The 20,159-nt window shown below is 56.0% G+C and carries 17 protein-coding genes; 9 read left to right on the top strand and 8 right to left on the bottom strand.

The genetic code is table 11. The features are described 5' to 3' along the window. Window positions 1-21 precede the first annotated feature (21 nt). Window positions 22-477: a MarR family winged helix-turn-helix transcriptional regulator gene (locus ACR0AK_RS16880; RefSeq protein ID WP_480794196.1), complete on the top strand. Its 456-nt coding sequence runs from the start codon at window positions 22-24 to the stop codon at window positions 475-477. A gap of 275 nt (window positions 478-752) precedes the next feature. Here the strand turns inward: ACR0AK_RS16880 and ACR0AK_RS16875 are convergent, their stop codons facing one another. Together ACR0AK_RS16875 and ACR0AK_RS16870 are read right to left on the bottom strand one after the other, a co-directional pair. Further along, window positions 753-1,640, bottom strand: coding sequence for a tryptophan 2,3-dioxygenase (locus ACR0AK_RS16875; RefSeq protein ID WP_170560274.1), 888 nt, complete (start codon window positions 1,638-1,640; stop codon window positions 753-755). Continuing rightward, window positions 1,637-2,392, bottom strand: a complete 756-nt coding sequence (locus tag ACR0AK_RS16870; protein WP_480794195.1) for a GntR family transcriptional regulator — start codon at window positions 2,390-2,392, stop codon at window positions 1,637-1,639. The genes ACR0AK_RS16875 and ACR0AK_RS16870 overlap by 4 nt, the downstream gene beginning before the upstream one ends. 106 nt (window positions 2,393-2,498) lie before the next feature. On the opposite strand from ACR0AK_RS16870, the gene kynU reads away from it, so the two are divergent. The 5 genes from kynU (at window position 2,499) to ACR0AK_RS16845 (ending at window position 8,313) form a co-directional block, all read left to right on the top strand. Beyond that, window positions 2,499-3,737, top strand: coding sequence for a kynureninase (gene kynU / locus ACR0AK_RS16865; RefSeq protein WP_480794194.1), 1,239 nt, complete (start codon window positions 2,499-2,501; stop codon window positions 3,735-3,737). 133 nt (window positions 3,738-3,870) lie between these two features. Then, window positions 3,871-4,626 carry an SDR family NAD(P)-dependent oxidoreductase gene (locus ACR0AK_RS16860; RefSeq protein ID WP_480794193.1) on the top strand — a complete coding sequence of 252 codons (756 nt, stop codon included), beginning with the start codon at window positions 3,871-3,873 and terminating at the stop codon, window positions 4,624-4,626. A 44-nt stretch (window positions 4,627-4,670) separates the two neighbouring features. Beyond that, window positions 4,671-5,471 (top strand): enoyl-CoA hydratase family protein, encoded by an 801-nt coding sequence (locus tag ACR0AK_RS16855; protein WP_480794192.1) that lies wholly within the window; start codon window positions 4,671-4,673, stop codon window positions 5,469-5,471. Between the two features lie 80 nt (window positions 5,472-5,551). After that, window positions 5,552-6,697, top strand: a complete 1,146-nt coding sequence (locus tag ACR0AK_RS16850; protein ID WP_170560263.1) for an acyl-CoA dehydrogenase family protein — start codon at window positions 5,552-5,554, stop codon at window positions 6,695-6,697. Between the two features lie 2 nt (window positions 6,698-6,699). Continuing rightward, the gene (locus ACR0AK_RS16845; RefSeq protein ID WP_480794191.1) at window positions 6,700-8,313 is read left to right on the top strand and encodes an AMP-binding protein; all 1,614 of its coding nucleotides are present in this window, start codon (window positions 6,700-6,702) and stop codon (window positions 8,311-8,313) included. 81 nt (window positions 8,314-8,394) lie between these two features. Here the strand turns inward: ACR0AK_RS16845 and pcaF are convergent, their stop codons facing one another. From pcaF to ACR0AK_RS16820, 5 genes are all read right to left on the bottom strand, one after another. Next, window positions 8,395-9,597, bottom strand: coding sequence for a 3-oxoadipyl-CoA thiolase (gene pcaF / locus ACR0AK_RS16840; protein ID WP_480794190.1), 1,203 nt, complete (start codon window positions 9,595-9,597; stop codon window positions 8,395-8,397). Window positions 9,598-9,609: 12 nt separating this feature from the next. Beyond that, window positions 9,610-10,014 (bottom strand): RidA family protein, encoded by a 405-nt coding sequence (locus ACR0AK_RS16835; protein WP_480794189.1) that lies wholly within the window; start codon window positions 10,012-10,014, stop codon window positions 9,610-9,612. Then, on the bottom strand, window positions 10,011-10,433 hold the full coding sequence (locus ACR0AK_RS16830) for an acyl-CoA thioesterase (RefSeq protein WP_254452969.1): 423 nt from the start codon (window positions 10,431-10,433) through the stop codon (window positions 10,011-10,013). Before ACR0AK_RS16830 ends, ACR0AK_RS16835 begins: the two co-directional genes overlap by 4 nt. Window positions 10,434-10,751: 318 nt before the next feature. Next, a complete protein-coding gene (locus tag ACR0AK_RS16825; protein ID WP_480794530.1) occupies window positions 10,752-11,276 on the bottom strand; it encodes a MarR family winged helix-turn-helix transcriptional regulator in 525 nt (174 codons plus the stop codon). Between the two features lie 402 nt (window positions 11,277-11,678). After that, a complete protein-coding gene (locus tag ACR0AK_RS16820; RefSeq protein WP_480794188.1) occupies window positions 11,679-12,587 on the bottom strand; it encodes a LysR substrate-binding domain-containing protein in 909 nt (302 codons plus the stop codon). Between the two features lie 92 nt (window positions 12,588-12,679). Between ACR0AK_RS16820 and ACR0AK_RS16815 the strand changes: the two genes are divergently transcribed. Genes ACR0AK_RS16815 through ACR0AK_RS16805 form a run of 3 tightly spaced genes read left to right on the top strand, consistent with a single transcriptional unit; the run spans window position 12,680 to window position 17,843 of the window. Beyond that, complete coding sequence (locus ACR0AK_RS16815) at window positions 12,680-14,200, top strand: trimethylamine methyltransferase family protein (protein ID WP_170560253.1); 1,521 nt, start codon at window positions 12,680-12,682, stop codon at window positions 14,198-14,200. Then, window positions 14,187-15,362: a mandelate racemase/muconate lactonizing enzyme family protein gene (locus ACR0AK_RS16810; protein ID WP_480794187.1), complete on the top strand. Its 1,176-nt coding sequence runs from the start codon at window positions 14,187-14,189 to the stop codon at window positions 15,360-15,362. Before ACR0AK_RS16815 ends, ACR0AK_RS16810 begins: the two co-directional genes overlap by 14 nt. Before the next feature lie 12 nt (window positions 15,363-15,374). Then, on the top strand, window positions 15,375-17,843 hold the full coding sequence (locus tag ACR0AK_RS16805) for a GcvT family protein (protein WP_480794186.1): 2,469 nt from the start codon (window positions 15,375-15,377) through the stop codon (window positions 17,841-17,843). A gap of 681 nt (window positions 17,844-18,524) precedes the next feature. Here ACR0AK_RS16805 and ACR0AK_RS16800 read toward each other — a convergent pair. Beyond that, entirely contained in the window at window positions 18,525-20,159 is a 1,635-nt protein-coding gene (locus tag ACR0AK_RS16800; protein WP_480794185.1) for a hypothetical protein, read from the bottom strand.

Below are 20,159 nucleotides of genomic sequence, written 5' to 3'. Positions count from 1 at the left end.
AACCCCGGACGAGGCCCGTTCATGAAGATTCAAGACGTTGATCCGCCAGAGTTTCATCTGACGGTCCTGAACCGTCAGATTAGGGAAATGATGAATGGCGTGCTGCGCAGGCACGGCCTGAAACTGGTTGAATGGCGTATGTTGCAGTGCCTCGCAGATGAGGGGTCACTGTCTGTCTGTGATTTGTCATCACTGGTTGTAGTCGAGCGAACCGCAACCGGCCGCCTTGTCGATCGCCTTGCCGAAAAAGGCCTTGTTCAAAAAAAGCAGATGCCCAACGACCGCCGCTTTTCGGTTGTGACCCTGCGACCTAAGGGACGCGAGTGGTTGGCAAAATGCAGTGGGGACGTAGACCACGCTCGCACGCAATTGTTTGCGGGCCTTGGTCAGGACGATATTCAGCAGTTTTTGGAGGTATTGCAGATACTGCAGCGAAACGCGGGGCTGGCAGCCATCCCGCGCCGAGCCAAGTCATAGCCGACGCGAGGCGCGCCGCCACCGCCGCTATTCGCCCTGCCAAAATCCGGCAAGGGCAAAACATGGAGTGGCGCCTCGTTCGAGATGTGGGAAAGGAATTCTGAAAATGGGCGGCTTCCGGGCCGAACTGCTGGGTTTCCCGAACGGTCAATTCTGCACGTTGCTCTGCACTCCCCACCTGAAGCCCAGACAAATTGGGGGCGATATCCCCCCCCAACCATGGCGTTTGGTGAATAGGTTCGCTCAAGCTCGGGTTTTTGAGAAGCGGAAATACTTCATGCGGACGCTTGCCCATAAAACAGTTCCGAGCGCATGTCATAAAGATCGTGGAAGAAGCGCAACTCAAGCGCCTTTTTCAGAAAGGCAACCCCGCTGGAACCGCCGGTGCCCTTCTGCATCCCGATCACACGCTCGACGGCAGTCGCGTGATCAAAACGCCAGCGCTGAAACAGGGATTCCACGTCCATCAGTTTTTCAGCCAAGGCGTACAGATCCCAATACTTTCCGGTGTTCTGATAGACTTCGACCCAGATTTTGACGATGCGCGGATCCCCTGAATAGGGCTGCGAATAGTCGCGCTCCAGCAGTTCCTGCGGAACGTCAAAGCCGACTCGGGCAAGCAGCGCCAGCACCTCATCGTAGAGCGACGGCTTGACCAAAGCGTCGTTTAACATCTCCATGACTTCGGGGTCATGCTCGTGCACTTTCAATGTCGATGTATCCTTGTTGCCCAGGATGAACTCGATTTGCCGATACCCGTAACTCTGGAAACCGGACGAATTGCCAAGTGCCGCGCGGAATTTCATGTAGTCCGCAGGCGTCATCGTCAGAAGTGTCTCCCATGCAACGATAAGTTGACGCTGAATGGCCTTGATGCGATCGATGTTCTTCATGGCTTCGCCGAAGTTATCTTCGCGAATAAAGCGACGCACTTCGCAGAGCTGATGGTGCATCAATTTTAGCCACAATTCGCTGACCTGGTGAATGATGATGAACAGCATTTCATCCGGTTCAGCAGGGTCCTGGAAGGTTTCTTGTAGATTCAGCAGGGATTTCAGCTGGAGAAAGTCGCCATAGCTGTTACGGTGTTTGGCCGCGAAATCGGTGACAAGGGTGTCCTCGATCCCCCTTTTCAGAAATTTCTCATCTTTCTTCTCGCTCATGGCGATGGCTCCTCAGGGGTTGGCTTGTTCTGCGCGTTTTCCGGAAACAGGGACTGAATCGACTGATAGGCGTCGGATGTCAGGTTTATATGTTCGGTCATCAGGTCGCGGGCTTTGCGTTCGTCCCGATCCAGAGTCGCCTCCATCAACGGTGTATGAACGGCGATCCCCATGACTTTCGAAAGTTTTTCGTTAACGACATCTCTGACTTCTGGCTGTTCCGCCGCAACCTGCTTCGCACGTACCAGGATGTAGCGATGATAGCGCGTGCGCTGCGTTTCGATCTGCTCCAACAGAGTATTCATCCAATGGGAGCCGCTGGCTGAAATCAGTGCTTCATGAAAACTTTGGTGCCGCGCCGCCCATTTTTCCGTCGCCTCGGATGTTGCGTCCAAACCGGGTGGTCTGTGCTTGGCCAATTGGTAATGACTGGCAACGATCCTCCCCTCCCAATCTTCATCCCCATAGCGGATCGAAGACACTAGCATTTCGGTTTCAATTAACAGGCGGGTTCTGTCGAGGTCCCGGAGTTCGTCCAGCGTAATCGGAGCCACGCGGAAGCCGTGATTGAAGGAATTAACAACCAGTTGCTCAGCGCTTAATCGGTTCAATGCCTCGCGCAGCGGTGTCGTCCCAAAGCCGAATTCACTTTGCAAAGCCGCAGCCTTGAGGCTTTGGCCGTCCGAAAGCTCACCCCGCAGAATCATCTGACGGAGCTGACCATATACTTCTTCGGCAGCAGATTTTCGCATGTTCCGTTATACACAAATTAGTACATTTTATATAATATGGACATAGAAACCTTATTGTGTAAAGCGTCATGGGGAAGATTTGAGCGCCAGACCCAAGGGAAAGATGATGCTGACAAGAGATGACTGCGCCGCGCTGGACTCACAGGATGCACTGGCTGCGTGTCGGGACGAATTTCAGTTGCCGGACGGGGTGATCTATCTCGACGGGAACTCCTTAGGGGCATTGCCCAAGCGCAGTGTCGACGTTCTGAGTCGAACAGTCGAAGACGAATGGGGTAACGGGTTGATCCGTAGCTGGGGGGCGGCTGACTGGTTCACACTGCCCGAGCGCCTTGGCGATCGTGTTGGTCGGTTGATCGGTGCCGCGCCTGGCCAGACCATCGTGTGTGATGGTACCTCGATCAATATCTACAAAGCCTTGCGTGCAGCCATGGCGCTGCGCCCGGATCGTAAGGTCATCGTGTCGGAAAAAGGCAGCTTTCCCACCGATCTTTATGTTTGCGAAGGAGCCATGACTTCGCAAGAGGGGGCGTCGCGCCGCTTGCTGGGTGTCGATTCCGACAGTCTCGAGGATCTGATTGATGAACAGGTTTCCGTCGTGCTGTTGTCCAACGTCGATTACCGGACAGGTAAATTGCTGGATATGGCGAAGATTACCAAGCTGGCTCATGATGCGGGTGCGTTGATCATCTGGGATCTATGCCATTCTGCCGGCGTCGTTCCGATGGAACTGGATGCGATCAAGGCCGATTTCGCGGTTGGTTGCACCTATAAATACCTCAATGGCGGCCCCGGATCGCCGGCATATATCTATGTCGCTGAACGTCATCATGACGCCGCGCATCAGCCGCTTTCCGGTTGGTGGGGTCATGCGGACCCGTTTGCGTTCAACCACGAGTTTGTACCGACCAAAGGCATTAAGCGTTTTCTCGTCGGAACCCAGAGTGCGCTGGCGCTGCGAGGTGTAGACGCCGCGTTGGAATTTTTCGACCGGGTTGATTTGAGGGCGATCCGCCGCAAGAGCCAATCTCTGTGTGACACATTCATAAAGCTTGTCGAAGAGCATCCGGTTCTTAGCGGGCTCGAAGTGGTATCGCCGCGCGATCCTGATGAGCGGGGCAGTCAGGTTTCGCTCTATTTCGAAAACGGTTACCCGGTTGTCAAAGCGATGATTGAGCAGGCCGTGATCGGAGATTTCCGCGAACCGGGCATCATGCGCTTTGGGCTGGCACCGTATTACCTGCGCTATGTTGACCTTTTTGACGCCGTCGAAGTGATGGCGGACTGCTTTGAGCGCAAGGTCTGGACTGAGAAGAAATACCGCGAACGCGAAACCGTCACGTGAATCCAATACTGGGCGGGGGCAGGGCATGCCAACGTCAGCTGCGCTCTGCATTCAAAAGCTTCCGGCTTAAAATATTTTCTCTTGAAATGGTTTTGTGGGTCCTTGTAGGATTGAGCCAACATCGGAGGGCCCATTGAGTATCGATCAGAAACACGTTGTGGTCAGCGGCGGCGGCAGCGGGGTTGGCGCTGAAATTGCGGCCCTGTTTGCAAGCCAAGGCGCTAACGTATCGATACTTGGTCGCCGTGCCGAGCAGTTGAACGAAGTCGCCGCACGGATCGACGGGCTTGCAGGCGTTTGTGACGTAACGGATCGCGCTTCGGTTGATCAAGCGCTGCAAGGCTGTATTGATCATCATGGGCCAGTACAGATCGCGATTGCCAATGCAGGCGCGGCGCCTAGCATGCCCTTTTCAAAGATGACGACAGAGGATTTTGAAAGCACGATTTCAGTCAATCTGACAGGCGTGTTCAACCTGTGGCAAGCCAGTCTGGGGAGTATGAAAGCAGCAGGATGGGGACGTCTGATAGCCATATCCTCGACCGCCGGCCTCAAAGGATATCCCTATGTCTCGGGGTATGTCGCCGCTAAACACGGGGTCGTGGGGCTGACCCGCGCCTTGGCCCTGGAACTGGCTCAGAGCGATATTACCGTCAACGCGATCTGTCCCGGCTTCACAGATACCCCGCTACTGGAGCGTTCGATAAAGACCATCATGGACAAGACTGGCCTGAGTGCAGAGGACGCTGCAAAGTCGCTTTTTAAGACAAATCCGCAACGCCGGTTCATCCAAACCGACGAGGTCGCCGGGACCGCGTTGTGGCTCTGCTCGGATGCGGCGCGCTCGGTCAACGGGCATTCGCTGACCCTGTCGGGGGGCGAAATCTAAGATCGAAGTGGGCCAAGGACCCGAGCCCCAAGGAAGGAAGGGCAATGAACGCCAACACTACGCACTTCAAATGCAAAATAGAAAACGGGATCGCAACAATCGCCTTGGATCGTCCGGACCGTAAGAACCCGCTGACCTTCGAAAGCTATGCCGAACTGCGCGATTGGTTCCGCGATCTGCATTACGACGACGAAGTAAAGGCGGTCGTATTTGCGTCGAACGGCGGCAATTTCAGCTCGGGTGGAGATGTGCATGACATCATCGGTCCACTGAACCGAATGAACATGAAAGAACTGCTTCGCTTTACCCGCATGACGGGCGATCTGGTGAAGGCCATGATTAACTGCGGCAAGCCGATCATCGCTGCTATAGATGGCGTTTGCGTCGGCGCCGGCGCCATCATAGCGATGGCATCGGACCTTCGGATTGCGACACCAGAAGCCAAGGTTGCCTTCCTGTTTACCCGTGTCGGGCTTGCAGGTTGCGATATGGGGGCCTGCGCCATTCTTCCCCGGATCATCGGTCAGGGCAGGGCGGCCGAATTGCTTTATACCGGGCGATCCATGTCCGCAGATGAGGGAGCCGCCTGGGGGTTTCACAACCGGATTGTGGACGCCGATCAGCTGGAAGGCGCGGCGTTGAAGCTGGCAGGCCAGATCGCGGCGGGTCCGAATTTCGGGCACATGATCACCAAGACCATGCTGGCGCAGGAATGGTCGATGTCGATTGAGCAGGCGATCGAGGCCGAAGCGCAGGCGCAGGCCATCTGCATGCAGACCGGAGATTTTGAACGCGCCTATAATGCGTTTGTCGCTAAAGAACGTCCGGTGTTCGAGGGAGACTGATCCATTGGACCGCGTATTTTTTCGATCTCTGGGCACTTCGGGCGGGAGCAATTTGAAATTGAGGATAGGCGGGCGTCGAAATGGCTGATCGAAGTTTTTTGCAGTGGCCGTTCTTGGACGATCGGCATCGGGATCTAGCAACCTCCCTTGAACGCTGGTGTGCGGACAATCTTAACGTAGTTCATGCTGAAATAGATGTTGCTTGTCGCAAGTTGGTCGCGGATCTGGGTGCAGCGGGATGGTTGGAGCATACGGGTGGTGAGCTGGATGTCCGGACGCTTTCGCTGATCCGGGAAACACTGGCCCGCCATGATGGCTTGGCGGACTTTTCCTTTGCGATGCAGGGGTTGGGAACCGGGGCGATCTCGTTATTTGGAACCGACGCGCAAAAGGGAGAGTGGCTGCCGCTGACACGAACCGGAAAGGCGATTGCCGCTTTTGCGCTGACCGAGCCGCAATCGGGATCAGACGTGGCCAATTCGACGATGACCGCCACGCTGGACGGTGATGATTATGTGTTGAACGGCGAAAAGACCTGGATCTCAAACGGGGGTATCGCGGACGTCTATACGCTGTTCGCCCGAACCGGAGAAGCGCCGGGGGCACGAGGATTGAGCGCATTTGTTGTACCCGCTGGGCTACCCGGGTTCGAAGTTGTCGAACGTCTGCAGGTTATTGCGCCGCATCCGTTGGCGACCTTACGATTTACGGATGTACGGATCCCCAAAACAGCCCTTCTCGGAGCGGCCGGTCAGGGGTTCAAAGTGGCGATGGCAACGCTGGATGTGTTTCGAACAACAGTGGCCGCCGCTGCACTGGGTTTCGCCCGCCGGGCGTTGGATGAAGCTTTGTACCGGGTCCACGCGCGCCAGGTGCAGGGTGCGCCGCTTTTCGAATTACAGATGGTGCAAGGTCATATCGCGGACATGGCAATGGATGTGGATGCGGCTGCCCTGCTTGTTTATCGGGCCGCCTGGGCCAAGGATAGCGGGGCCGCGCGGGTTACGCGAGAAGCGGCGATGGCAAAACTGTTTTCAACCGATCAGGCGCAACAAGTTATCGACAAGGCCGTGCAATTACACGGCGGCGATGGTGTCAAATACGGGCAGAAAGTCGAGGAATTGTATCGAGATATCCGTGCGTTGCGTATCTATGAGGGTGCTTCGGATGTTCAGCGTGTTGTGATCGCGCGCCAAACCATGGCCGCGTTTCAAGGAGGGAACTGAGAATGCTTGGACCGACCGCGCATACCGATACCTTTACCCGCAACAATCTACCTCCTGCAGACATGTGGCCCGAATTCAATCTTGAAGGGTTCGAATATCCGGAACGCCTCAATGTGGGGGTCCAATTGACCGATGCAATGGTTGAAAAGGGTTTTGGCGATCACACGGCGCTAATCGGAAATGGCAGACGGCGCACCTACAAAGAGCTTTCCGACTGGACCAACCGCCTGGCGCATGTGCTGGTCGACGACCTGGGTGTGAAACCCGGTAACAGGGTGCTGATCCGATCCGCCAACAATCCGGCGCTGGTAGCCTGCTGGCTGGCCGCAACAAAGGCGGGTGCAGTTGTGGTGAACTCAATGCCCATGTTGCGGGCCGCTGAGTTGAAGGCGATTGTAGACAAAGCCGAGATCACCCATGCACTGTGCGACATGCGGCTTATGGATGAGTTGGAGACTTGTGCAAAGGATTCTCGCTTTCTCAAATCCGTGATCGGGTTTGATGGCACGTCAAATCATGATGCCGAACTGGACCGGCTTGCGCTGGAAAAACCGGTGCGTTTCGACGCAGTCGAGACTGGGCGTGACGACGTGGCGCTACTGGGTTTTACGTCAGGTACAACCGGCGACCCCAAAGCCACGATGCATTTTCATCGTGATCTGCTGATCATAGCGGACGGATACGCCAAAGAGGTTCTGGGCGTGACCGAAAGGGATGTGTTCATTGGTTCGCCGCCGCTGGCTTTTACATTCGGTTTGGGCGGACTTGCGATTTTTCCGTTGCGTTTTGGCGCGGCGGCCACACTGCTGGAACAAGCCAGCCCGCCGAATATGGTTGAAATCATCGAGCAGTACAAAGCAACCGTCTGTTTCACAGCGCCAACTGCTTATCGTTTCATGTTGCAGGCGATGGAAGAGGGCGCTGATTTGTCTTCTCTGCGGGCGGCTGTCTCTGCTGGCGAAACTCTGCCAGCACCGGTCTATGACGCCTGGATCGAAAAGACCGGCAAGCCGATGCTGGATGGTATTGGTGCGACCGAGATGCTGCACATCTTTATATCAAACCGATTTGACGATCACCGCCCCGCTTGTACTGGTAAACCGGTAACCGGCTACGAGGTGCGCATTCTGGACGACGATGGCAACGATATGCCCGCTGGCGAGGTCGGAAGACTGGCGGTGCGCGGTCCGACCGGTTGTCGTTATCTGGCTGACGACCGACAAGCAATTTACGTGCAAAACGGCTGGAACGTGACTGGCGACAGCTTTGTGATGGACGAGGAAGGGTATCTACACTTTGCCGCCCGCAGCGACGATATGATTGTATCGTCTGGCTATAATATTGCCGGGCCCGAGGTCGAAGCCGCGCTGCTTTCACATTCGGCAGTGTCGGAATGTGGGGTGATCGCCGCCCCGGACGAGGCGCGCGGACAAATTGTACAGGCGCATGTAGTGCTGGCTGATGGCTATGACGCCAGCGATGAAACGATCAAGCTCCTGCAGGATCATGTCAAAGCAAGTATCGCTCCATACAAATATCCGCGAAGCATAAAGTTTTTGGATGCCCTCCCTAAAACGCAGACCGGAAAGATCCAAAGATTCCGCCTCAAACCCTGAGGCGGCAATCATCGCATCAAAGAACCACGTAAGGGCATTTTGCCCCCCTGGTACAGTTATCTTGGGCTGGCAGGATTGGCTTCAGGCGCGTTCCAGAATAATGGCCGCCCCTTGACCGACACCAATGCACATTGTGCACAGGGCATAGCGTTTTCCGCTGCGCCGCAAATGATGCGACGCTGACAGAACCAGCCGCGCACCGGTCATACCCAGTGGATGGCCCATTGCTATGGCACCGCCATTTGCGTTGACGTGTTCAGCATCATCAGCAATGCCCAGTTCTCGCAGACAGGCCAGCCCCTGACTGGCAAACGCCTCATTCAATTCGATGACATCCATATCTTCGATAGTCAGCCCAGTCCGCGCCAAAAGCTTGCGAACTGCCGGAACGGGGCCAATGCCCATAACACGCGGCTCAACCCCGGCTGAGGCGCTACCGACAACGCGGGCCATCGGCGTCAACCCATGGGTTTCGATGGCCTTTTCAGATGCCAGCAGCAGGGCCGCAGCCCCGTCATTCACACCCGAGGCATTGCCTGCCGTCACGCTCTTATCTGTTCCGTTAATCCCGCGAAGCACAGCCAGTTTTTCCAGTTGTGTGCTGGGCCGGGGATGTTCGTCTGTGTCAAACACAATCGGTTCGCCATGGCGCTGCGGGATCGAAATAGGCGCGAGTTCATCTGCAAACAGACCAGCCGCGTGCGCCGCCTGCCAGCGTCGTTGCGAGCGCAGCGCAAAGGCGTCCTGATCTGCGCGGCTTATGCCCCAATCTTCGGCGACATTGTCTGCGGTTTCCGGCATGCTGTCGATCCCGAAGGCTGCCTTCATCGCAGGATTCACAAAGCGCCAGCCAATCGTCGTATCGTGAATTTCAGCAGCACGGCTATAAGCGATATCACTTTTCGGCATCACAAACGGCGCCCGGGTCATGCTTTCCACTCCACCGGCGATGACGAGGTCATATTCTGCCGCCTTGATTCCGCGCGCAGATACAGACACCGCATCCATCCCCGAAGCGCAAAGCCGGTTCACCGTGAAGCCCGCCACCTCGACTGGTAGGCCGGCCAACAGCCCGGCCATCCGGGCGACGTTGCGGTTGTCTTCACCCGATTGATTGGCACAACCCAGCACGATCTCATCCAGCGCAGCCCAGTTGACGGACGAATTGCGCCCGACAAGAGACCGGATGACGTGTGCGGCGATGTCGTCGGGCCGGACCCGGGACAAAGAGCCCCCGTAACGTCCGATCGGAGTCCGAACTGCGTCGCAGATGAATGCTTCCATTGTTACCCCAGTTCAGACATTTGGCGCGATATAAGCTGTGGCCTCGATTTCAAGCAATGCCTCGTCTTCGACCAGATCCTTTATCATGATCATCGACATAGCGGGGAAATGCTTGCCCATTATCCTTCGGTAGGCTTGACCCACCTCCCGCTGCTTGGCGAGGTATTCAGCTTTGTCTTTAACAAACCATGTCAGACGGCCAATATCTTCGATTTCGCCCCCGGCCGCGCGGACAATTGTGACGATGTTGGACAGGGTTTGTTCCATCTGGCCGATAAAATCCTTGGCGACAAATTCCTGTTGAGCGTTCCAACCGATCTGACCGCCGACATGCAAGGTGCCGTCTGCCATTAACATGCCATTCGCATATCCAAGAGCCGGAGCCCAGCCTTCGGGTTGAATGGTTTGCGGTTTCATTCTTGTGGTCCCATTAGTTGTTCCAGTTTTTTCCTTACTGATTTGGGCCAAGGCGTCGATTTCGTGTTTGCATCAATACAGACCATCGTGTTGACGACCGTGAACCTCAACTGATTGTCGCACCATCCCTCGGTACGCAGTTGTAGGCTGGATTTCCCCAGCCGTTCGACAGAGACACACATGTCCAAAACGTCGCCATGTCGACTGACAGCGGAGAAAGTCGCCTCAAGCGCCACCGTTGGCCCCGCGTGGGTTTGGTGCATGTGCTCGAATGGCCATCCAATCTGATCGCTGAACAATGCTTCTATCGCATCGTTCACCATCTCGAAGTAACGCGGATAGAAAACTATCCCAGCCGGGTCGCAATGCCGGAACAGGATTTTTTGAGTTACTGAAAAAGGCGCACATGGCCCAGGCAATGGCCGCCTCCACGAATTTGTCACACTGGTTCATGGTATTCTATGTGTGCAGTCTGTAGTGTTCAAGCTTAGAAATTTTGAACTTAAAGTAAAGTGTTACAGCGCCGCCGCTCTTGCATGCAAATTTGGGTGATTTGGCTGGAGAACTGCAACTTAGTGACTATGCCCCACTTAAGTAGTCCGCCGTTACGTATAAGGAAATCGGAGAATTCGCGATAGGAAACAAGCGACAAAAGCCGGACGAGATTGTCACGAAGCTGCGGCAGATTGAGGTGCTTGTTGAGTAAGGAATGACGCGGTTCTATGCAATCCGCGAGGTTAGCATGGTCGCGCACTCGTCTCGGTATCGTTCACAGTTTTGAATTGGCTGGAACGTTCTTCCAACGCCTGATTGAAACTCAGAAGGCGGGTTTCTAGGGCTGTGGCTTCTTCTGGCGTCACATCCTGCAAAAGTTCGTCAATCCAGGACTTGTGTGCCACCGCCTGCCGTTGGAATTCTATTTGGCCTTTCCCTGTAAGGCAGACCCGAAAGGCTCGCCTGTCGCCTGGTACGGCCGTGCGTTCAGCCAGACCCTCCGCAGTCAGCCTGTCAATTATTCCAGTTACATTCCCATTGGACACGCGCAATAACCCTGAAAGTTCGCTCATCTTAAGGCCATCAGGATAGCGGGAAAGGGCGACCATCACATCAAAACGCGGCAAAGTCGTATCAAAATCCCGTTTCAAATTCTGCCGCAGCTGGGCCTCGATCATCCGTGAAGTTTTCAGAAACCGGAGCCAAAGGCGCAGATTTTCTTTTCCATCGCCAACGCTTGCCTGTTCTAGTTCCGGGTCCAAGAGTATTCCCCTAAGTTTGGCACAAGTTTTTGATATTTCGCGCTCTGATCTGCAGCTTAGCCGCAATCAAGTGACGCGAGAAGTTGCCCCAATTCAGCTACCCATAACTCTAAATATTTTTACTTAAATATTCAATGTCGATATTAAAGCGTTTTGGCCGCGAAGAGCCCATTCAGGCACTTGCTGTACCTGAGACTCCTGAAACCATGAATTTCTAGCTGAACTATCAGCAACCAGCCCTTCGTTTATTACGCAGAGAACGGCCGGAAAGAGCCCAACTTGTGTATTTGATTTCATAGCTGTTCGCGCCCGCAGTTCAGATTTTTCCGCGCGGGCATCATCTTGAACACGGCAACTGCCGTTCAAGACTGTGGTTGCGCAGTCATTAGCGGATGCCGGAAAGCGATTTCAGTCGACACTCCGGGCGGAAAGTATCCAGTCGCGGACAATCTTAGCCTCTGGCGTCAGCGGTCGGGATTTGGACCAGACCAGATAAAACCCCTTTCCGGTTCTCCACGTCCATTCTGGTCTCGCGGCCAGCATACCTTGCTGAATCAGCGGTTCGACAATGTGATGCCACCCGAAGGCAAATCCTTCACCCGCCATTGCCGCTTGCAGGACTAGAGCGTAATCGTTTAGGCGCAATCCACTGCGGGGCGTGACTTCGGTGATGCCGAATTCGCGAAACCATTGATCCCACGAAGGACGCACGCGAATGGGTTCTTCCAAATGAATGAGGCGTTGGTTCAGCAGGCCCGGTACGCTCCGGAGTGTCACTGCCGCAGCCATGACGAGGGGTGATGCGACGGGGTATATCACTTCGTCCGATATCAACTGCGCCTCGCAGTCCGGCCAATTGCCATCTCCGAGCCGTACCGCAAGGCTTATGGTTTCAACGGCCAGGTCCGGTTCTCGGTCACTGGATTGCAGACGCAGATCAATATCAGCGTGATTTTTCTGAAAAGACGCGATGCGGGGCATAAGCCAGTAATTGTTGAACGCCGAAGAGGCGCTGAGCGTGACGTGATCGTTGCTGGCAAACTGCCGGATCGACGCTGCGGAATGTGACAGCATCTCGAAGGCGCGGGTGACATCGGCAAACAGACGGGTTCCAGCGTTTGTCAAAGATATCCGACGATGGCTACGCCGGAATAAGACAGCACCAAGCGAAGTCTCCAACTGCTTGATTGAAGCACTGACCGCTGGTTGCTGCACGTTGAGCTCCTGCGCCGCTCGCGTGAACGATTGCAGTCGGGCGGCGGCTTCAAATACGACCAGATGGCGGGGTGAGCCCAGTTGTTTCCAGAGTTTTTGCATAATCTGTGTTTATGCTAAACATACAATTTTTCAAGCGTCACAACGCTGCAGTCCTAAAGGTAATATCATGCGAAACATTGGAGTGACTCATAATGGCTCGGCGCGCACGTCAATCCCGATCCCGCGGTTCTGAGACCGGTTCGGTTCCAGCTTTCCCCTATATTCAGCGTCATCTGGCTTATTTTGACCCTCTGAACGAAGAGGATATGGCCCGTCTCGAAGCGCAGGTTGACTGGATATTCGAAGATGTCGGGATCGCCTTTCGCGACGACCCCGAAGCGTTGGCGCTTTGGCAAAAGGAAGGTGCTCGGATCGATGGTGACATTGTTCGCGCCGATGCGTCGTGGATTCGTAGTTTGTGTTCGAAAGCGCCTAAAAGCTTCACTCAGGTTGCGCGCAACCCCGAGCGATCGGTTGTCATTGGTGACGGCAATCAGGTCTTTGCGCCGGTTTATGGTGCGCCTTTCGTTCGCGACCTGGAAGGAGGCCGTCGGTATGGAGATCTGGAGTCCTTCGAGAAGCTGGTTAAGCTAACTTATATGCACCCGAACCTGCATCACGGCGGGTTCGTGACCTGCGAACCCTGCGACGTGCCGGTCAGCAAGCGCCATTTGGACATGATGTTCACGCACATGACCATGAGCGACAAGCCGCATCTGGGTGCGATCACCGAGATGAGCCGTGCGCAAGACAGCGTCGACATGGCTGAGATCGTCTTTGGCGCAGACTTCATGGAAGAAAACTGCGTGATCATGGGCAACGTGAACACGAACTCGCCGCTACTGGTTGACCGGGTGGTGACAGAGTCGGCGCGGGTTTACTCGTCACGTGGTCAGGGTCTGATCGTGGTGCCGTTTATCTTGTCCGGCGCAATGGGTCCGGTCAGCACAGCCGCCAGCGTTGCTCAGGCGATGGCCGAAGCGATGATGGTATGCGCTTATGTGCAATTGTTACGCCCTGGCGCGCCCTTTGTGCTGGGTAACTTCCTGTCTTCAATGTCGTTGAAATCCGGTGCGCCAACTTTTGGCATGCCCGAGCCGGTGATCTCGAACTACACCATCGGCCAGTTGGCCCGCCGCGCGGGTCTGCCGTTGCGCTGTGGTGGCTCGCTGACGGCGTCCAAGATCGAAGACGCGCAGGCGGCTTATGAATCAGCAGACTCGATGCACTCGACCATGTTGGCCGGTGCCAACTTTGTTCTGCATTCAGCCGGATGGCTGGAAGGTGGCCTGTGTACCGGTTTTGAGAAGCTAATCATGGATGCAGATCGTCTGGGCAGTTATCAGAAGGTACTGAGTCAGGGTCTTGATACCAGCGACGAAGCCTTCGCTCGGGACGCGTATGGCGAGGTCGGGCCCGGCGGGCACTTCCTCGGCTGCGGTCACACGATGCGCAACTATCAGACCGCATTCTATGAACCTAAGCTCAGCGACAGCGAGAATGTGGAAAGCTGGGAGGAAGGCGGCGCCAAGGACATGCGCCGCCGCGCCTATGAGCGCTGGAACCAGATGCTCAACGAATACCAACCGCCCGCGATGGACGAGGCCAAGAAAGAAGAACTGACCGCCTATGTGGCGCGCCGCAAAGAGGAAATCCCGGATGCCTGGTATTAAGATTACCGGTGTTCGGGCGACCCCGGTCAATATCCCGTTGGAAAAACCGATGTGGTGGACCGGCGGGCATTATCCGGGCACGTCGAAAACCATCATCGAGGTTGAGACGGATCAGGGCCTCGTCGGTTTGGGTGAGGCTCCGTCGGTTGGTGTGGTAGAGGCAATTCGCGCCATGGGCGAACGTCTGATTGGCACGGACCCGCTGGATATAGCGGTCTGCGAAAGCTTATGCGTGCCGCCCTGGCAGATCGTGCAGAACACCGATGACAATTCGGTGGTGAAAGCCTTTGGCGCAATTGAAATTGCTCTTTGGGACCTGCGCGGCAAGGTGGCGGATGAGCCTCTCTATCGCTTGCTGGGCGGTGCGGTGCGCAAAGATATCCCCTTCACCGAGTATTTCGGGTACCGCGAAGGCGGCGAGATGAGCCCGGAGGCTGTCGTCGACTACTGCATCCGCATGCGCGAGGAACATGGCAGTACCATGTTCGAGGGCAAGTTGATCCTCGGTAACCCCGAGCTTGAGATCGACACGGTCAAGGCCCTGCGTCACGGTCTGGGCCGTGAGGCGATGATCCGTCTGGACAGTAACATGCAGTGGAGCCTGCCCACCGCCATGCGCGTCTTCCGCGAGATCGAGCCCTACAACATTCGCAACTACGAAGACCCGGTTGCCACTTTTGAGGAGATGGCGGAGCTGCGCCGTTACTTCACCATTCCGATCTCGACTCATGTGCCGGAAATCCGCAAGGCGGTAGCTTTGGGTGCACCCAATTACATCGTCACCAATTTCGCCGTGCTGGGTGGGATTTCCCTCGCTGTGAGGTTCATTGGCGCGTGTGAGGCGATGGGCATCGGCTTCTGGTGCTATTCTGGTGATGCCGGGATCGCCACTGCCGGATATCTGCACATGTCTGCGGCGATGCCGTGGATATCCGAACCCTCGCAATCGCTGTTCCGCTGGCAGATCGGCGACGTGATCGAAGGCGGGCCTTTCCGCCAGAAAAACAACGTGATTTCCGTGCCCGAGGGTCCCGGCCTTGGGGTTTCTCTGGATCGCTATGCCCTTGCCCATTGGCACAACCATCTGGTCGAGAACGGACCGCTTGACCACTTCCATGACCCCGCAATTCCCGGTCGTTTCCGCCGGTTGCCCCTCAACTGAGAGAGACTCAAAATGCCTGAGATTCAAAAAGACGAAACCACGTCTGGCAAAAAGCTTCCGTCCCACGCCAAGGTCGTTGTCATCGGCGGCGGCGTTGTGGGCTGTTCGATCCTATTCCACCTGGCCAAGTTCGGCTGGCAAGACGTTGTCCTGCTGGAACGCGATGAACTGACATCTGGTTCAAGTTGGCACGCAGCCGGTCAGATCCACACCATTAGCTCGGACCCCAACATCTCGCGTCTGCAGAGCTATACCATCGACCTCTATAAAGAAATCGAGGAAACCTCGGGCCATTCGGTCGGCATGCACATCACCGGTGGTTTCTACGCGGCTTCGACCAAGGAATGGTACGACTACCTCAAGCGGGAGCGCTCGAAAGCGCGTTACATGGGCCTGCATCAGGAATTCATCAGCCCGCAGGAACTGGCCGAGCGTCACCCGCTGATTGATCCCAAACACTACCACGCCGCCCTCTGGGACGAACAGGACGGTGATGTAGATCCGTCGGGCGCGACTTACGCTTTCGCGAAATCCGCCCGTCACCACGGCGCGCAATACTTCACCCATTGCGGTGTTACTTCGATGAGCCAGCGCCCCGATGGCAGTTGGGATCTGACCACCCCCAAAGGCGTTATCAACGCCGAGCAGGTTGTGAATTGCGGCGGCCTCTGGGCGCGCGAAGTGGGCCACATGTCGGGCATCCACCTGCCCGTACAGCCGATGGAGCACCACTACCTGATCACCGACGCGATCCCGATGATCAAAGAGCGAATGGAAAGCATGGGTGAAGCCGGTCGTCTGCCGGCGGGCATCGACTATGAGGCCAACATCTATTTCCGACAGGAACGCCATGGCATGCTGCTAGGCACCTACGAGCCGAAATCGACTCCATGGAAGGTCGACGGTACGCCATGGGATTTCGGGCACGAGCTGCTGCAACCCGACCTGGACCGCATCGCCGACCGTCTGGAAATGTCGTTCGAGCGTATCCCGGCTATTGGAGAATCCGGCATCAAGGACACCATTAATGGCCCGTTCACCTTTGGGCCCGATGGTAACCCGATGATTGGCCCTGTTCCGGGCATGAAGAACTACTGGGTCGCCGTGGGCGTCATGGCAGGCTTCTGTCAGGGCGGCGGTGTTGGCCTGACCATGGCCGAGTGGATGATTGACGGCGAACCTTCAATTGACGTCTGGGCGATGGACGTGGCGCGGTTTGGCGAGTTTGCAACGCCGGACTGGGGCACCATCAAGTCCTCGGAAAACTACGAGCGCCGCTTCGTGATGACCTTCCCGAACGAAACGCTGCCCAAGGGCCGGATGCAGAAGACCACCGCGCTCTATGATCGTCTGATCGACAAGGGTGCCGTGATGGGGCAGGGCTTTGGTCTGGAAAACGCGCTGTGGTTTGCTGACAACGCCGAGGACGCGCATGAAACCCCGACCTTCGAGCGCAACCGCAGTCACGACTATGTTGCGCGTGAAGTAAAAGCAGTACAAGAGGCCGTGGGCGGTATCGAGATCGCAAACTTCGCCAAGCATGAGTTCAAGGGCGCTGGCGCGCGTGACTACCTGAACCGCACTCTGGCCGGTTACGTCCCGAAACCGGGCCGTCTGGCGCTAACCCCGATGCTTACCGAGAAAGGCCGCCTCTATGGTGATCTGACCGTGGCCTGTCTGGGCGAGGACCACTTCATGCTGTTCGGATCGGGCGCAATGCAGGATGCGCATAGCCGCTGGTTCGAAAAGGACCTGCCTGCGGATGTGAGCTATGCCAATGTCTCGGATGACTGGCACGGGATTGCACTGTCCGGCCCCAAATCGCGCGAGCTGTTGGCGCGCATCACCCGCGACGACGTTAGCGCCGATGCCCTGAAGTTCCGCGATCTGCGTCAGACCTTCGTGGGCGGCGTGCCGGTGATCCTAAACCGTATCTCGTTCTCGGGTGAGCTGGGCTTTGAGATCTACTGCAAGCCGATGTACCTACTGCGTCTGGCCGAGGCGATCGAAGAGGATGGTGCCGATCTGGGCTATCGCTGGTACGGTGCACGCGCGCTAATGTCTTTGCGTCTAGAAAAGGGCTGGGGCGTCTGGACCACCGATTTCCGTCCTGACTTCAACGCGGTCGAATCCGGCATGAATGTATTCATCAACTGGAAGAAGGACTTTGTCGGTAAGGAAGCGACCCTGAAGTTCAAGGAAGATGGAGTTGCCCGCAAGCTGGTCACCCTGACCATCGACGTGGACGGCATCGATGTTTCGAACGATGAGGCGATCCTGAAAGACGGTGAAGCGGTCGGTTATGTCTCGTCCGGCGGCTACGGCCACCGCGTCGGCAAGTCTATGGCGATGGGCTATGTCGCCTCGGGCAGCGCGGCACCGGGAACCAAGCTACAGGTGGAAATCCTAGGCGAGTTCTATGATGCCGAAGTGCTGGGCGGTCCGCTGTACGATGCCAATGGTTCGAATATGAGGGCGTGAGAAAGGAAAACCAAAAATGGGTCGACCCGAGATCAATTTTGTACAGTCAAGCATCAGGTCAGTTGAACTCAACAGGTTCCTCTTTCTGATTATACCGGGCCTCTCGGCACTGGAATTGGGATCAGGGATCGACTCATTCGCGGCGGCCAACGTGGCCTCTGGCTGTTGTGTGTTCGAGGGCTCTGTTACAAAGCTCTAGCTATTGCCGCGCTTGGCATTAGCCCGTGGATGGTTTTCGGTCCCGACTAGTCAAAGACCAACTCATAATCTCCGTTAAGGGCGCGCAATATCCGCGACGGCACGAGTCTGCACAGTCTCGCTACCTGTTCGTTGCCATTGGGAAAATGCTGCTCGTCGCACCAAAGCTTGCTTCTGCGAAGCTGCAGTGCTGCGGCCTTCAAGCATAGCTACGGTGGCTCTAGGTTGATCGCGATGTCGCGAGTTTGCCCAGATCCCAGAAAATGTCGCTGCACCGAAGACTTGGGCAATGCCCATTTTCGGGCTGCAGTTACCTGTTCGATGCTGTGCTAGGAACGGATATTAAGTGACCTGCAATTCTGTATAGAGCTAGTTTCGACATGTCCGCACCATGTTTAAATCTACCAGGTTCAAACCCAAGGTTCCGACGGCAGGGGCCTCAAGTAGGTTTAAGGCCTCAGCAGAAGGTCATCATTTTTCGCTTTAGTCGACGTTTTCTGCCACCGCGAACCGACGGAACGCATATTGCATCGCGACCAACGCCAAAAGCCCGAACAAGGTCAATGTTATCCAACTGGCCAACCCCAATAGAACCCAAGAGGGTCTTATCGTTGTGAATGTGAATAGCCCGACGGCAGCCGAAGCCGCCGCAGCGGCAAAAATGGCAATCGACTTCGCAATGAACTCGACAAGTGATCGACCAAGAAATTCGAAGTCTGCTCGTCCCATCGGGAGGAGTTTTGTCGGAAACAAAAGATGTATAGTGTTCTCAACGGTATAGAGAAGCACGGTCAACGGGAATACAAAAGCCGCAAAGACCAGTGCATCGGGTATGCCGAGTCCATCTTGAAAGACGACGATGCTGACGATCATTGTCACAGCAACGACACAGGCCAGAACCACCTGAGTCACGAGCTGACCTGCGCAGATCCGCCATGGTGGGATGGGCAAGGTCTTGTAGACTTCCATCCGGCTCAGGTCGCCGCGAAAGTCGCAAACCAGTGTTCGAGGCAGGATGAACACAAAAAAGATGTAGAAAAACAACACGGCCCGCGAGTCCGTGACCGATATACCAGCCGCGGAAAGGACTGGCCCGACGCAGGCTGCCATACCAACAAACACGGCGACGACCCTGAATGAACTGCGAGCAACGTTGAGGGCCTGACGCCAGGCAATCGGCCCCAAACCACTTACAATCGGCGCTCGACGGACCGAAGGTATTTCGGTTCGTTCAGTGGCCCAGAACGATCCTCCTTGCTTTATGCGTTCCCATCGGTCGCTCTGTCGGGCGTTTTCCTTCAAGGCACGATCGGTCGTGCGCGCGTCGAGCTTGATTGCAAGGTGCAACAGCGCCGCGTTGATGAGAACCGCGATTGAGGCCCAAACGAATAGATGCGGAAAAAGCGATGGCGCTACGAAGAGTTCGGCAAACACGATGTAGGGTGACAGGATAATGGTACCGATCCACGAGTGGCGAAATTCGAACAGAAGGTCGAATAGGCTGCGTTCGGGCGTTGCCCAAGCGTAGACCACAGTGGCGGCTAAAGCGGCAGAAAGCAGCGCAATTGCGGGCCATCGAAACCGTGCAAACCTGCTGCCTTCCAGTGCTTGCCCAGTCATGCCGATGACAGCGCTGTTCAATTGAACGAAGACGAGCGTCAGGAGCGAGGCGATGAACGCAGTCAGAGCGGACCCCGTTTGCGCCTGCGCAAAGATGGTGATGAGTGCACTACTTAAGGTGGCACCAGCAACGTAGGCGCTGAATTTGTAGATGATCAGGTCGCGCCGGCGGAACGGCCCGGAAAAAAGAAAATTGATCTCTGTAGGCGAGAAATGAAACGTAGGGCCAGTGGACAACACGACCGTCAGCAGGGACATCGCAAGCATTCCGAGTGGCATGTAAGTGCTGATCTGCGCGCTTAGTGCTTGGCGATCCGAAGCGGCATCTGCCAAGAACCCCGTTTCCAGAGAGGAGCCGTTTGCAACCAGCAGCAGCCAAATGATCCCGCAAAAAGCAACGGAAAAGAGCAGACCGCGCAAAGTTGTCAATTGGATCAGACGCAGGCGAATGCCGCCACGCAGGCGCAACAAAAGAAGACGAAAAAGCGCGGAATCCAT

Source organism: Ruegeria sp. BI12 (assembly GCF_056537985.1).
Note: the sequence above shows the minus strand (reverse complement) of the source record. Positions and strands in the feature narration are given on the sequence as shown.